This window comes from Chitinimonas taiwanensis DSM 18899 (assembly GCF_900119825.1).
Lineage (GTDB): Bacteria > Pseudomonadota > Gammaproteobacteria > Burkholderiales > Chitinimonadaceae > Chitinimonas > Chitinimonas taiwanensis.
In genome coordinates this window covers 31451-45816 of the sequence record NZ_FPKR01000017.1, presented here as the reverse complement: position 1 = coordinate 45816, position 14366 = coordinate 31451, and the positions used below count along the sequence as shown (strand labels likewise).

The 14366-nt window shown below is 64.0% G+C and carries 12 protein-coding genes; 5 read left to right on the top strand and 7 right to left on the bottom strand.

Annotated elements, in window-relative coordinates; translation table 11 throughout:
- Positions 1–29 precede the first annotated feature (29 nt).
- The 3 genes from BT173_RS18210 to BT173_RS18200 all read right to left on the bottom strand — a co-directional run bounded on the left by BT173_RS18210 (position 30) and on the right by BT173_RS18200 (position 4104).
- Positions 30–764, bottom strand: a complete 735-nt coding sequence (locus tag BT173_RS18210; protein WP_072430106.1) for a substrate-binding periplasmic protein — start codon at positions 762–764, stop codon at positions 30–32.
- Between the two features lie 73 nt (positions 765–837).
- A complete protein-coding gene (locus BT173_RS18205; RefSeq protein ID WP_072430105.1) occupies positions 838–1842 on the bottom strand; it encodes an alpha/beta hydrolase in 1005 nt (334 codons plus the stop codon).
- Positions 1843–2001: 159 nt separating this feature from the next.
- Entirely contained in the window at positions 2002–4104 is a 2103-nt protein-coding gene (locus BT173_RS18200; RefSeq protein WP_217651511.1) for a S9 family peptidase, read from the bottom strand.
- A 546-nt stretch (positions 4105–4650) separates the two neighbouring features.
- On the opposite strand from BT173_RS18200, the gene BT173_RS18195 reads away from it, so the two are divergent.
- The 3 genes from BT173_RS18195 (at position 4651) to BT173_RS18185 (ending at position 6942) form a co-directional block, all read left to right on the top strand.
- Entirely contained in the window at positions 4651–5427 is a 777-nt protein-coding gene (locus BT173_RS18195) for a 3-hydroxybutyrate dehydrogenase (RefSeq protein ID WP_072430103.1), read from the top strand.
- 47 nt (positions 5428–5474) lie between these two features.
- The gene (locus tag BT173_RS18190; RefSeq protein ID WP_072430102.1) at positions 5475–6182 is read left to right on the top strand and encodes a CoA transferase subunit A; all 708 of its coding nucleotides are present in this window, start codon (positions 5475–5477) and stop codon (positions 6180–6182) included.
- A 106-nt stretch (positions 6183–6288) separates the two neighbouring features.
- Complete coding sequence (locus BT173_RS18185) at positions 6289–6942, top strand: 3-oxoacid CoA-transferase subunit B (RefSeq protein WP_072430101.1); 654 nt, start codon at positions 6289–6291, stop codon at positions 6940–6942.
- Between the two features lie 60 nt (positions 6943–7002).
- On the opposite strand, the gene BT173_RS18180 is transcribed toward BT173_RS18185, so the two are convergent.
- The 4 genes from BT173_RS18180 to BT173_RS18165 form a co-directional block, all read right to left on the bottom strand.
- On the bottom strand, positions 7003–8184 hold the full coding sequence (locus BT173_RS18180; RefSeq protein ID WP_175545639.1) for a tetratricopeptide repeat protein: 1182 nt from the start codon (positions 8182–8184) through the stop codon (positions 7003–7005).
- A gap of 70 nt (positions 8185–8254) precedes the next feature.
- A complete protein-coding gene (locus BT173_RS18175; protein WP_175545638.1) occupies positions 8255–9115 on the bottom strand; it encodes a DMT family transporter in 861 nt (286 codons plus the stop codon).
- Positions 9116–9204: 89 nt separating this feature from the next.
- The gene (ggt, locus tag BT173_RS18170) at positions 9205–10911 is read right to left on the bottom strand and encodes a gamma-glutamyltransferase (protein WP_072430099.1); all 1707 of its coding nucleotides are present in this window, start codon (positions 10909–10911) and stop codon (positions 9205–9207) included.
- A 148-nt stretch (positions 10912–11059) separates the two neighbouring features.
- The gene (locus BT173_RS18165) at positions 11060–11368 is read right to left on the bottom strand and encodes an ArsR/SmtB family transcription factor (protein ID WP_072430098.1); all 309 of its coding nucleotides are present in this window, start codon (positions 11366–11368) and stop codon (positions 11060–11062) included.
- A 142-nt stretch (positions 11369–11510) separates the two neighbouring features.
- Between BT173_RS18165 and gpmI the strand changes: the two genes are divergently transcribed.
- Complete coding sequence (gene gpmI / locus BT173_RS18160) at positions 11511–13055, top strand: 2,3-bisphosphoglycerate-independent phosphoglycerate mutase (protein WP_072430097.1); 1545 nt, start codon at positions 11511–11513, stop codon at positions 13053–13055.
- Positions 13055–14338: a murein hydrolase activator EnvC family protein gene (locus BT173_RS18155; RefSeq protein ID WP_072430096.1), complete on the top strand. Its 1284-nt coding sequence runs from the start codon at positions 13055–13057 to the stop codon at positions 14336–14338. The genes gpmI and BT173_RS18155 overlap by 1 nt, the downstream gene beginning before the upstream one ends.
- The last annotated feature ends 28 nt before the right edge of the window (positions 14339–14366 follow it).

Here is a 14366-nt window from a genome sequence, read left to right as displayed (position 1 = left end):
TTAGTGCGTGTTGCGTACGTGCCGCAGCCTTAACGGTAACGCGCAAACAGGGGCGTGATCGCATCCCTGGCCTGCAGGGCGGCAATGGCGCGATTGACCTCGGCGAGGCTCACGCTGCCCTTAGGTGATACCGCACATTGGGCCTGGTAGGGGCGGATGATCAAGGCGGGATGCAGCGCGGCCTTGAAGTGGCCCTGACGCTGCTGATAGGCCAGGAACAGCTGGTTGACCACCGCGTGCTGGACGCGCCCGGCGGCGAATTTGCGTAGATTGGCGCCGGAACTCGGCGCATCCTCACGCCGGAAGTCGCGTCCCAGTGCCTTGTCGAGCTCGGGGTAGGCAAAGCCGAGCACGGTGCCAATGGGGATATTCGCCAGCGCGGTCAGCGCAGCCGGACGCGGTTCGCGCCGGTCGCTGATCAGCAGTTCGGCATTAGGCAGAAAGGGCGTACTCCAGCCTAGCTTGCCCGGCAGCCAGTCGGGCAGGTAATGGCACATCAGGTCGGCTTCGCCGCTTTCCAGCGCGCTGCCCAGCCGCTTGCGCGGCAGCACGATGAACTGCGCCGTGCGCCCCAGCTCGGCGGCCAGCGCCTGGCCCACATCATGATGCAGGCCGGCGGTGAGCCGGTTGCCACGCAACTCGGCCATCGGCATCTCGGTACTGGTATCGAGCAGCACCTTCAGGCTGTTGGTGGCCTGGGCGGGTAGCAGGCTTAGCACAAACAGTGTGGCGATCAGGCTGGTAGGGCGGTAAGGCGCAAACATGAGGGACATCCGGTACGGGCTTGTCCGTCAGATTACCGCATGTGGAAACGCTTATATACACCGGCCAGCTGGCTCAGCGGTCGCGCTTCAGCCATTTGCGCTCGAACTTGGGGCGCTCGCCCGGTTTGAGGCGCAGCTCGCCATTGACCTGCTCGCGCGTGGGCAGGTAGTGGCGGTCGTAGCGGCCTTCCAGCGTCATGGCCAGGTCGAGCGCAAACACCGGGTTGCCGATATGCCAGGAGTGCGGCCACCAGCCCACCTTGTCCTGCTGCTTGTCCGGGTCGAGGTTGCGGAAGTAATCGCTGCAATCGACATTGATGGCCTTGGCATGCGCGCGGTTGCTGAGGCCCACGCGCCCGGCGCGCGGGGCGGCGCCTAGACGTTTGGCATTGGAGACGCCGAGCACCATATCGTAGGCATTCTGGTAATTAGTCAGGCGCATGATGCGTTCGAACAGATTGCGGCTCCAGGCCGAGTCGGCGTCAAGGCTGGCGGCCGATACATCGCCGCCGATAAACGCCACCTGGCCGATGCGCCAGTTGCTCTGGTAGAGCTCGCGGTAGTCGGTGGCCTTCTCGAAGGCCTTCATGATCACGAAGGCGCCGGTCGAATGGCCGAGCAGATGGATATTGGTCTGGCATTCGCGCCCGGCCACTTCGCCCAGCAGGCGTAGGCCATCCTCGATCAGTACCTTGGCGGTGGCCACCGCATCCGAGCGGTCTTCCCAGTAATTGAGCAGCTGGTTTTCGCACGGCCAGTCGAAGGACAGCACGATGCCCTGCCAACCGGCTGCCTTGAGCTGCAGCTGCAGTAGGCGATGGCGCTGCATGATTTCATCGTGCGAGTTGTTATAGCCATGGATGAACACCAGGATATCGCCGCCATCCGACATCACCCCGTCAGCCTGCCCATCGGCCAGATCACGCACGCGGGTCAGCCAGCGTGCCGTGGGTAGCTTGTGGCTGGGGTCGGGCAGCTGACCATCGGGTACTTCCAGATACAGCGCCTCGCCCGGTTCGGCGATAAAGCGGCGCGTCTTGCGGTCGATGGCGCGCATCGAGATCAGGTATTGCGGCATGGCGGGGCTCCTGCCCGCGCCTGGGAGGGCGGGCCATGCTGGCTTTGTAGCCAAGTCGGCCCCGTGTGGCTGACCGCCGGGCGGAGAAAGTTCGCTACTTCGGATGGCCGGCATGAAAAAGGGCGACCCAAGGGTCGCCCTGTGTCGGCTATGCGTGGATTAGCGCGTAATGCCGAGCTGGTTAAGCACGAAGGCAAAATCGAAAGCCACTTCCTGCAGGCGGTCGAAACGCCCGCTCGCCCCGCCGTGGCCGGCGCCCATATTGGTGACCAGCAAGAGCGGATTACTGTCGGTCTTCAGCGTGCGCAGCTTGGCCACGTATTTGGCCGGCTCCCAGTACATGACCTGGCTGTCGTGCAGCGAGGTCTTCACCAGCATGGTCGGGTAGGCCTGGGCGCGCAGATTGTCGTAGGGCGAATAGGCACGCATCCAGCCGTATTCACTGCGCTTGTTCGGATTGCCCCACTCCTCGTACTCGCCCACCGTCAGCGGCAGGCTGGCGTCCAGCATGGTGCTCAGCACATCCACAAAGGGCACGTGCGAGACCACCACCTTGAACAGGTCGGGACGCAGATTGCTGACCGCGCCCATCAAGAGGCCGCCGGCGCTGCCACCCTCGATGACCAGGCGGTCGGCGCGTGTGTACTGGGTGGCGATCAGGTGCTCGGCACAGGCGATGAAGTCGGTGAAGGTATTCATCTTCTGCGCCATCTTGCCCGCGTCGTGCCAGGCCTTGCCCAGGTCGCCACCGCCGCGGATATGCGCCTCGGCCACGATGATGCCGCGGTCGAGCAGCGAGAGCCGCGCAGAGGAGAAATATACATCGCTGGGAATGCCGTAGGCGCCATAGGCATCGAGCCATAGCGGCGCGCTGCCATCGCGCGGCGTGCCCTTGCGGTAGACGAGCGAGATCGGCACCTGCACGCCATCGGGCGCCGTGGCCCAGATGCGCTCGCTGACATAATTGGCCGGGTCGAAATCGCCCAGCACCGGGCGGCGCTTGAGCAGGGTCTGCTGGCGGCTGGCCATATCGTAGTCGTACACCGTGCTCGGCGTGCTCATCGACTCGTAGCTATAGCGGTATACCTGGCTGTCCCACTCGGCATTCGCCTCGACACCTAGGCTGTAAGCCGGCTCGTCGAAGGCCATCGCATGGCTGCTGTCGCTGCGTAGATCGGTGATCACCAGCTGGTTCAGGCCGTTCTGGCGTTCATGGCGCACCAGAAAGTGCTTGAACAGGTCGATGCCTTCCAGCATCACGTCCGCGCGTTCGGCCAGCACTTCCTGCCAGTGTTCACGCCCGGGCTGGCTGACTGGTGCCTTCACCAGGCGGAAATTGCGCCCGGTGTCGTTGATGCGGATATAGAACGCATCGTCGCGGTGATCGACGTTGTATTCGATATTGGCGCGCCGCTTGGCTAGCACGCGCCAGCGCCCCTTGGGCGCATCAGCCTTCAGATAGCGGATCTCGCTGCTGGTGTGGCTGCTCACCTGTTCGATCAGATAGCCATTGCTGCGGGTCAGGTAGACATCCAGACCAAAGCGCTCGTCCTTTTCCTCGTGCACGAGCTGGTCCTGTTTATCGCCCAGCTGGTGGCGCCACAGTTGGTTGCTGCGCTTGGTCTGCTTGTCCTCGGTGGAATAGAACAGCGTACGGTTATCGAGCGCCCAGGCTACCGAGGTGACCCGCTCGCGCTTGAAGGGCAGCAGCTTGCCACTGCGCAGGTCCTTGATCTGCAGCCGGTATTGGCGAAAGCCGGTGCTGTCGGTAGTGAAGGCCAGCCACTGCCCATCCGGGCTGACCTCGAACTCGCCCACCTCCATAAACGACTTGCCCTGCGCGAGCGAATTCACGTCCAGCAATATTTGTTCTGGCGCGTTCTGCCAACTGCCATCGGCCTGGATAGGCTTGCGGCACAGCAGCGGGTACTGCTTGCCGGCTTCGAAGCGCGAGTAGTAGTAAAAGCCATCGAGCCGATAGGGCACCGAGCTGTCATCTTCCTTGATGCGCGCCTTCATCTCCTGGAACAGGCGTTCCTCCAGCGGCTTGCTGGCGCGCGTCAGCGCCTCGGCATGGGCGTTTTCCGCCTGTAGATAGGCGAGTGTCTCCGGCTTGTCCTTCTCGCGCAGCCAGAAGTAGTTGTCGACACGCGTGTCGCCATGCAGGCGCAGGGTCTTGGGCTGGATGGGGGCGACGGGCGCATCGAGCGCGGCGGCGGACAGGGAAAGCAGCGTGGCGGCGGCCATGGTGAACAGTTTCATCAAGAAGCGAAAAACGCAGGATAGCGAAGCTGGGCAAGATACGCTCGCGCCGCGATGCTTGACCAGGCCTTTGCGGCGCCTTGATTGGCCAGGCGAGCAGGCACGTGCATGCATTCCGGGCCGCAATACAGAGCTCGCTGGTGCGGGGGCGGGCCTTGTCCGCCGCTGCGGACAGCTGCGCGCGCCGCGCGTGCCCCTTGCCGTACGCTGCTGTGCCGGTGTGGCGGAAGCCGCTTGTTTTGTATGGATTTTTTCTGGTCTGAGTCCGCGTGGCACGCTTGCTGCTGAATGCGCCCCGGCTCCCCCGAGAGCTGGTCGGTCGCCCTTCGAAGCGGCCGAACCGATACTGGAGACAATCGTGGTAAGCCCCTGTGCGGCCGCGGACTGGACATCAGGTCCCGTGCCGGCGAGCGCGCGCAGTGGCATCTAGGATTGACCCTATACGCTTGGCCATGATGTGTGCACGTCCACGGCTGCCTACTGGCGCCGGACGGCGTGCGCGTACTCCCACAACACGCTGCGCCGCGCAGCGGACGGAGGATTGACATGCAGACCCTGAAGGGCAAGACCGCGCTGGTCACCGGCTCCACCAGCGGCATTGGACTCGGCATTGCGCTGGAACTGGCCGCACAGGGCGCCGACATCGTGCTGAATGGCTTTGGCGACGCCCAGGCGGCCAGTGCACAGATCGAGGCGCTCGGCGTGCGCGTCGCCTATCACCCGGCCGATATGAGCAAGCCGGACGACATCGCCGCGCTGATGGCTTTTGCCGCGCAGACCTTTGGCGCCGTGGACATCCTGGTCAATAACGCCGGCATCCAGCATGTGGCGAATGTGGAGGACTTCCCGCCCGAGCGCTGGGACGCGGTGATTGCCATCAATCTGTCCGCCAGTTTTCACACCAGCCGGCTGGCCATTCCGGCCATGCGGGCGCGCAACTGGGGGCGCATCATCAATATCGCCTCGGTACACGGCCTGGTGGCGTCGCGCCAGAAGTCGGCCTATGTGGCGGCCAAGCATGGCCTGGTCGGGCTGACCAAGGTAAGCGCGCTGGAGCTGGCGGAAACCGGGGTGACCTGCAATGCGATCTGCCCGGGCTGGGTGCGCACGCCCTTGGTCGAGGCGCAGATCGCCGCGCGTGCCGCCGCGGAAGGCTGCAGCCTGCTCGAGGCCCAGCGCGAGCTGCTGGCCGAGAAGCAGCCCTCGCACGAGTTCGTCACCCCGCAGCAGCTCGGTCAGCTGGCGGTGTTTCTGTGCAGCGAGGCGGCCAGCCAGATTCGGGGCGCGGCCTGGAATATGGATGGTGGCTGGGTGGCGCAATAGACACACCGGCCGCCGGTGCTCAGTTTTGTATCAAGACAGGAAATGCCATGAATAAGCTCTACCCCAGCGCTGCCGCGGCGCTTGCCGATCTGGTCGCCGATGGCCAGACCATTGCCGTGGGCGGCTTCGGCCTATGCGGCATCCCCGAGGCGCTGATTGCCGCGCTGCGCGACAGCGGCAAGCGCAATCTGACTGCCATCTCCAATAACGCCGGTGTGGATGGCTTTGGCCTTGGCCAGCTGTTGGAGACGCGCCAGATCCGCAAGATGGTGTCGTCCTATGTGGGCGAGAACAAGGAGTTCGAGCGCCAGTACCTAGCTGGCGAACTCGAGCTCGAGTTCACCCCGCAGGGTACGCTGGCGGAAAAGCTGCGCGCCGGCGGCTGCGGCATTCCGGCCTTCTTCACCGCTACCGGCTACGGCACTGTGGTGGCCGAGGGCAAGGAGACGCGCGAGATCAATGGGCGCATGTATGTGCTTGAACACGCGCTGACCGCCGATATCTCGCTGGTCAAGGCCTGGAAGGCCGACAAGGCCGGCAACCTGATCTACCGGCGCACCGCACGCAACTTCAATCCGAATGTGGCCATGGCCGGTAAGGTTACCGTGGTGGAGGTGGAGGAGATCGTCGAAACCGGCAGCTTCGACCCCGATGAGATCCACACCCCAGGCATCTATGTGCAGCGCATCGTGCTCAATCCGCACCCTGAAAAACGCATCGAGAAGCGCACCACGAAAGAAAACCCGAACGCTTAGTCGCAGGCCTTCTCCTGTGAGGAGAAGGTGGCCTTGCGGCGCGGATGAGGATGGGCTGTTTGGGCCGCTTCGCACGCGCCGGTGTGTAGATCATGGAGTGAGAGCAATGGCTTGGAATAGAGATGAGATGGCTGCCCGCGCGGCCAAGGAATTGCGCGACGGCTTTTATGTGAACCTCGGGATTGGCCTGCCCACCCTGGTGGCTAACCATGTGCCGCCCGGCATAGAGGTGTGGCTGCAGTCGGAAAACGGCCTGCTGGGTATCGGCCCTTTTCCGAGCGAGGACGAGGTCGATCCGGACATGATCAATGCCGGCAAGCAGACGATTACCGCCTTGCCCGGCTCGGCCATTTTCAGCTCGGCCGACAGCTTCGGCATGATACGGGGCGGCAAGATCAACCTGGCCATCCTCGGCGCCATGCAGGTTAGTGAGAAGGGCGATCTGGCCAACTGGATGATTCCGGGCAAGATGGTGAAGGGCATGGGTGGTGCCATGGACCTGGTGGCGGGCGTGGGCCGCGTGATCGTGCTGATGGAGCATGTAGCGAAAAAGAAGGACGGCAGCGTCGATGCCAAGATCCTGCCGCAGTGCACGCTGCCCTTGACCGGTCTTGGCGTGGTCAATCTGATCATCACCGATCTGGGTGTGCTGGAAGTGGGGCCGCAGGGCCTGGTGGTGAAGGAGCTGGCTCCGGGCGTGAGCGAGGCCCAGATTGCCGAAGCCACCGCGGTGGCGCTGGATTTTTCCCAGCTGGCTTGAACACGTCGTCGCCTCAGAAAAGGGCAGCCTCTGGGCTGCCCTTTTTGCTGCTGCCTAGGCTTAGCCACCCGCCTGCTGTTCGTGCAGGCGGCCCAGCTTGGCGGCATAGCGTATGCGGTCCTGGCTGGTCTCGGCGCTGCCTTGCGCCTGGCGCAGATGGCGTTCGGCCGCGGCCAGATTGCCGAGCTGGTAGTGGGCGACGGCCAGGCCGAAATGGGTCTCGTGGTAGTCGGGGTCGCGGCGTAACTCGCGTTCGAAATGGCGCAGGGCCAGCGCGTACTGGCCTTGCTCGAGTGCGGCCAGGCCCAGCAGCAGATCGCGGAAGGGCTTTTCGGTATCCAGCCTGGCCAGCTGGGCCTCGGCCGCGCGGGCCTGCTCGGTCTTGCCCTGGGCGTCGAGCACCAGAACCAGATTGGACAGCGCGAGCGCCTGGTCGCCCGGCTGGGCCACGAGGCTGCGGAATACCTGCTCGGCCGCTGCCTGCTGACCATGGCGGTGGTAGATGATGCCCAGGGTGTTCAGGGCGCCGAGGAAGGCCGTGTCGGTCAGCACCGCGCTGCGCGCATGCCAGTAGGCCGCATCCAGCTCGCCGGCCTGCATGAGTTCGGCGGCGCGGTTGTTCAGGAACATGGCCAGCACACGTGCCTCGGTTATCTCGGTGCTCACGCGCTGCTGCCGATTGGTGGCTGGCAGGAAGTCGATGGTCCAGGCCGGGTCGCTCACATAGCGCGCCGTGCCGTGCAGATCGCGGTAGCCGATGGTGATATTGACGTGGCCGAGGCGGATATAGGTATCGCGGTTGCGGCTCCAGGCATTGCTCAGACTCACTTCCTGGTAGCTGACTGGCAGGTTCAGCTGCTTGGCCAGCGCCGCGGTCATCAGTACCAGGGACAGGCAGTTGCCGGCGCCCTGGCGCAGCGTATCGGCTGCGCTACGGGTTTCGCTCGCGTCGTAGTCGATGCGTACGCCGCTGCCGCGCCGCAGCCCTTCGATCAGCGCGCGGCTGGCGCCCAGATGGCGGATGCCGGGGCGCACCTGTTCGCTGAGGAAACGCTGCATATGGGCGTCGGCCGCGAAGATCTCATTGGCGCTGGGGACGCTGGCGGGACGGAAGGCGCTGTCCTGCAGCAGGTCGGCCAGCGCTTGCCGGCTAGGCCCGGACTGGCTCGCGCAGGCGCACAAGCCGGCCAGTAAACACAGCGCCAACAGGGGTTTCAGGCGGTCAAGCAGGGCGCGCTGCATGATGGCTATCCGACGGCAGACGATACTGTCGTCATAGCTGGCGCTTTGCCGCGGCGCCATCCACTGCCGACTAGCCGGTGCTTTGTGCGACAGCCGGTTTAAGCTCGCTGAGGATGACCGCCAGCACCACCAGCGCGCCACCGATGGCCGCCTGCAGGGTGAGGATTTCCGCCAGCCACAGCCAGCCGAACAGGGCGGCGAATACCGGCTCCATCGCATAGATGATGGCGGCCTTGTCGGCCGACACATGGCGCTGCGCGACGGCCTGCAGGAACAGCATGCCAGCGCTCGCCACCAGGCCCAGATAGAGCACGGTATCCAGATGGGGCAGGGCGCGCGTACCCAGGCTGGCCAGGCTGTCGTTGCGCGCATCGGCCACCAGCATCCACAGCAGGGCAAACAGCGCCATCAGCACGATCTGGGTGGCAGCCAGCTGGCGCGCCTCGTGGCGGCCGGCTCGTTGCGAGAGCACGATCACATACAGCGCATAAGCCAGCGCGCAGGCGATGGTGATCGCATCGCCGAGCAGATGGGCGCCGCCATCCCAGGACATCAGGCCGATACCGGCACAGGCCAGCGTGGCCGCGCCAACCATCAGCGCCGAGAGGCGTCCGCCGAACAGGAGGCCAAGGAAGGGCACCATCAGCACATTCAAGCTGGTCAGAAAGGCGGAGCGGTTCGAGGAGATGTATTCGAGCCCGACCGCCTGTGCGACATAGGACAATAGCGCCAGCGCGCCAAGCACGGCGCCATCACGCCAGGTCGCACGCGTGGCCTTCAGTGCAAAGGGCAGCATGGCGATGCCGGCTACCGCAAAGCGCAGGGCGGTGATCTCGAGGCCGCTTAAGGTGCTGGAGGCCGACTTGAGCAGCGGGAAGGTAGTGCCCCAGACAACGGTGACCAGGAGCAGGAGCAAGACATTGACGTTCACGAACACACCCCAGCGAGCGGCGAAAGAAGCGGAGCGCGGATTCTACGTGAGCGGCCGGCACGCAGCTTGCCGACCGGCGACGTCCGCGTTCAGAAACCTGCCGCCTGGCCGTCCTTGCGCGATTCGCTCGCCCCGGCCCAGGTGCCATTGGGCAGGCGCATGATGGCCTGGTAGCCGCCATAGCCACCGAGGTCGTACTTGACCGTGTGGCGCATCTGCAAAAGCTGCTGGATGGTGCGGTAAGGAAAGCCGGTTTCCAGCGCCACCGTGCCGCCGTCCAGCAGGGTGCCGCCAGTCGGTTGCTGCGGGCTGTCCCAGTAAATACGTGGCGCGTCGCCAGCTTCCTGCAGATTCATGCCGAAGTCGATCAGGTTCAGCACGATCTGCACATGGCCTTGCGGCTGCATATCGCCACCCATCACCCCGAAACTGACCCAGGGCTTGCCATCCTTGCTGATAAAGGCCGGGATGATGGTCTGGAACGGGCGCTTGCCCGGTGCATAGACATTGGCGTGGCCGTCTTCTAGCGCAAATAGCTGGCCGCGGTCCTGCAGGATGAAGCCGAGGTCCTCGGGCGCCATGCCGCTGCCCATGCCGCGGTAATTGCTCTGGATCAGCGAGACCATATTGCCTTGCGCATCGGCGGTGGTTAGGTAAATGGTGTCGCTGGTCTTCAGGGCGATATTGCCGGCCTCCACCTTCTGCAGGGCACGCTCGGTGCCGATCAGCTTGCGCCGCTCGGCTGCGTACTCGTCGCTGAGCAGGGTGGTGATCGGGGCCTGGAAGAAATCCGGGTCGGCGTAGAACTTGGCGCGGTCGGCGAAGGCCAGCTTGGTGGCTTCCACGAACCAGTGCACATGCTGCGGGCTGCCAAAGCCGGCGCCCTTCAGGTCGAAGCCTTCGAGGATATTGAGCGCCTGCAGCGCGGCCATGCCCTGGCTGTTCGGCGGCAGTTCCCACACATCGTAACCACGGTAATTGACCTTGAGCGGGCTAACCCATTCGCTCTTGTGCGCGGCCAGATCCTCGTAACTTAGATAGCCACCATGGCGCGCCATATAGGCGGCAATCTTGCGCGCGATCTCGCCGCGGTAGAAGACATCGCGCCCGCCCTTGGCCAGTGCTTCATAGGTGCGCGCCAGGTTCGGATTGGTCCACAGCTGACCCTTGGCGGGGCCCACGCCATCGCGGGTGAACTGCTCGCGTATGCCTGGGTATTTGAGCAGTGAACGCACATTGCGCTGCCAGTAAAAGCTGATCACCTCGCTGACCGGAAAGCCGTCGCGCGCGTAGGCAATGCTGGGTGCGAGAATCTTGCCCATAGTCAATTTGCCAAAGCGCTGGTGCAGTTCAAACCAGCCATCTACCGCACCGGGCACGCTGACCGGCAGCGGGCCGAAGGGCGGGATCTCGTTCAGCTGCTGCTTGGCCAGCTCGGCCTTCAAGGTGGCGAGGCTCAGGCTGCGCGGTGAACGTCCGCTGGCATTCAGGCCATACAGTTGCTGGGTCTTGGCATCCCAGACCAGGGCGAACAGATCGCCACCGATGCCTGAACCGACCGGCTCCATCAAACCGAGGGCGGCATTCGCCGCAATCGCCGCATCCACCGCTGTGCCACCCTGGCGCAGGATATCGAGCGCGATCTGGGTGGCCAAAGGCTGGCTGGTGGCGGCCATGGCCTTGGGGGCGATCACTTCGGAACGGGTGGCGAAGGGCTGGTCGGTGATGCGGTCGGCGGCCTGGCTGCTGATGGCGGCAAGGCAAAGCGCGAGCGAGAGGGCGATACGGCTGGGCATGGCGGTCTCCGGTGGCGAAGCGTGCAGTCTAGCGACTGCGGCCATGCTTGGGCCGACCATGCCGGGGATGGGTAAGAATGTTGTGATTCAGATACGGCAAAGCCGGCGCGGGGCCGGCTTCGATCAAGCTGCAGTGTGGCGGGCGTGCTTAGCGGGCGAAGCCGCAGAACACATCGCGCATCATGCTGACCACTTCCAGTGTGCGCGGATCGCCCACCCGGTAATACACGCGATTGGCATCCTTGCGCGTACGCAGAACCCCCTTCTCACGCATGATGGCCAGGTGTTGGGAGATATTGCTCTGCGAAGTGCCTACCGCATCGACAATATCCTGCACGCTGACTTCCTTATCCCCCAGAACACACAGGATCTTCAAGCGCAGCGGATGAGACATCGCCTTCATTGCGCGTGACGCCTGTTCGATCTGTTCGTCGTCCTCGATTAAATGGTATGCCATGGCTAAGTTATTTTATTTGGAGTAGTGGTGCAGCATACATGCACTGCGCAGGTGGCGGCATGTTAAACGTGGCCCAAAGCCCGCGCAACCGCCGATGTCGGGGTAAAATGCTTTCGCCTTCAACCAGAACATGCCCGCCCCTATGAACGCTGTGACCCCTGTTTTGCTGCTGATTCTTGACGGCTACGGCCATCGCTTGGAAGGCGATGACAACGCCATACTACATGCGAGAAAGCCGAATATCGACCGTTTGATGGCGGAATTTCCCCATACCACCATCAATGCCTCGGAACAGTATGTGGGTTTGCCTGCTGGGCAATTCGGGAATTCTGAAGTCGGTCACCTGAATATCGGTGCCGGTCGAGTGTTGCAGCAAGACATCAGTCGGGTTGATTGCGATGTGGCCGACCATAGCCTGGGCCAGAACCCGGTGCTCAAGCAGGCTATCGACAGCGCCGCGGGCAGCGGCAAGACCTTGCACATCCTCGGCCTCGTGTCAGACGGTGGCGTGCATGCGCACGAAGCCCATATTCACGAGCTGATCCGCGCCGCGCATGAAGCCGGCGTGCAGCAGATTGCCGTGCATGCCTTCCTGGATGGGCGCGATACCCCGCCACGCAGCGCCGAGCTGTATCTGGCCCGCCTGCAGGCGGTTTGTGATGCCAACCCCGGTGCACAGATCGTCTCGGTGGTTGGTCGCTACTATGTGATGGACCGCGACAAGCGCTGGGAGCGGGTCGAGCCCGCCTACCGTCTGATCGTGGATGGCGAGGCCGAGCATGTGGCGCCGACCGCCCAGGCTGCACTGGCCGCCGCCTATGCGCGTGGCGAGAACGATGAATTCGTGCTGGCCACCGCCATCCGCCCTCATGGCGTGGTGCGCCGTATCGAGGACGGCGACGCGGTGGTATTCATGAATTTCCGTGCCGACCGCGCGCGTGAAATCACCGTGGCAATCAACGAGGATGGTTTCGACGGCTTTGCCCGTCCGCGCCGCCCTAAGCTCGCGCTGTTCGCCACGCTGACCAGCTATGCCGAGAGCTATCCCTACCCGGTGGCTTACACCAAGCCCAAGGTGCAGAACAGCTTTGGCGAGTACATCGGCGGCCTGGGCCTCAAGCAGCTGCGCATTGCCGAGACCGAGAAATACCCGCATGTCACCTATTTCTTCTCGGGCGGCGAAGAGAAGGAATTCCCAGGCGAGGACCGCATCCTGGTTGCCTCGCCCAAGGTGGCCACCTATGACTTGCAGCCCGAGATGAGCGCCGTCGAGGTGACCGACAAGATCGTGGCGGCCATCGAGTCCAAGCAGTACGCCGCCATCATCTGCAACTACGCCAATGGCGATATGGTCGGCCATACCGGCAATTTCGATGCCGCCGTACGCGCCATCGAGGCACTGGATGCCTGCGTGGGCCGTGCGGTCGCCGCCATGCAGGCGATTGGCGGCGAGGTGCTGATCACCGCCGACCATGGCAATTGCGAAATGATGTGGGACAAGGGTTCGGGCCAGGCTCATACCCAGCACACCACCGATCTGGTGCCCTTTATCTATGTGGGGCGCCAGGCTAGCCTGGCGCCGCAGGCTGAGGGCGCGCTCAAGGATATCGCCCCCACCCTGCTGGCCATGATGGGCCTGCCCCAACCGGCCGAAATGACCGGCCACTCGCTGATCCGCTTCGCTTGATGCGCCGCCTGCTTCCCCTGCTTGCCGCCGCCGGCCTCTTGCTCGGCGCGGCTTGGGCTGCCCAGCCGGAGGATGATCTGCAGGACCTGCGCCGCAAGATCGATTCGCTCAAGCAGGAACTGCAGGCCAACGAGGCAACCCGCCACGACGCGGCCGATGCGCTCAAATCGTCCGAGCAGGCGATCTCCGAGGCCAACCGCGCGGTCGCTCAGCTCAACCGTCAGCAGCAGCTGTCGCAGGCCGAGCTCGCGCGCATCAGTCTCGATATCAGCAAGACACGCCAGAACCTGGAAGCCAATCGTGAGCGCCTGCAGGCGCTGATCCGAGCGCGGCACCGCAACGGCCAGCACGAGGCCTTGCGCCTCTTGCTCAACCGTCAGGACCCGAACAAGCTGGCGCGCGATCTGCGCTACTACCGCTATATCGCCGAGGCACAGCACAAGCTGTCGGGCGAGTTGAGCGCGCAGCTGGACAAACTAAATGCCCTGGCCGAGGTCATACGCCAGAAGCACGATGATCTGGCGCGCATCGCGGCCGAGCGCAAGGCGGCGCGAGACAAGCTGCGCATGGAGCAGGCCGAGAAGCAGCAGGTGCTGAGCAAGATCTCTACCGAGATCGGCCAGCAGCGCAAGGAAATCAGCAAGCTGCAGCGCGATGAGAAGCGGCTGACCCAGTTGGTGGAAAAGATCAATCGCATGATCCGCGAGCGCGAGCTCAAGGAAGCGCGTGAGCGGGAAAAGCAGGCCAGGGCACAGAAGCTGGCCGAGGCACGCGAAGCCGCCCGCCAGGCCAAGGAAGCGAAGGCCGGCAAGAAGCCGGGTGATGCACCGCCCAAGGCCGAGCCGGTGATCAAGCGCAATGAGGCGCTACCGGACAGCAGTGCCGATGGTCGCCGCTTCGCCGAGCTGAAGGGGCGCCTGCACCTGCCGGCGCGCGGCGAGGTGAGTGGCAAGTTCGGCACCCCGCGCAGCGAAGGCACCAACTGGAAGGGCGTGTTCATCCGCACCGCGGGCGGCCAGCCGGTCAAGGCGGTTGCCAGTGGTCGGGTGGTATTCGCCGATTGGCTGCGCGGCTTTGGCAATATGCTGATCGTGGATCATGGTGGCGGCTATCTGAGTCTGTATGGCGCGGCGGAATCGCTGGTCAAGCAGGTCGGTGATACGGTGAAGGCCGGTGAGGACGTGGCCACCAGCGGCAACAGCGGTGGCAGCGAACAAACGGGCATATACTTCGAAATACGGCATATGGGTAAGCCGCTAGACCCGCTCGCTTGGGCGAAGTAGCGGCATTCGGACCGGTCGGGTGATCGGT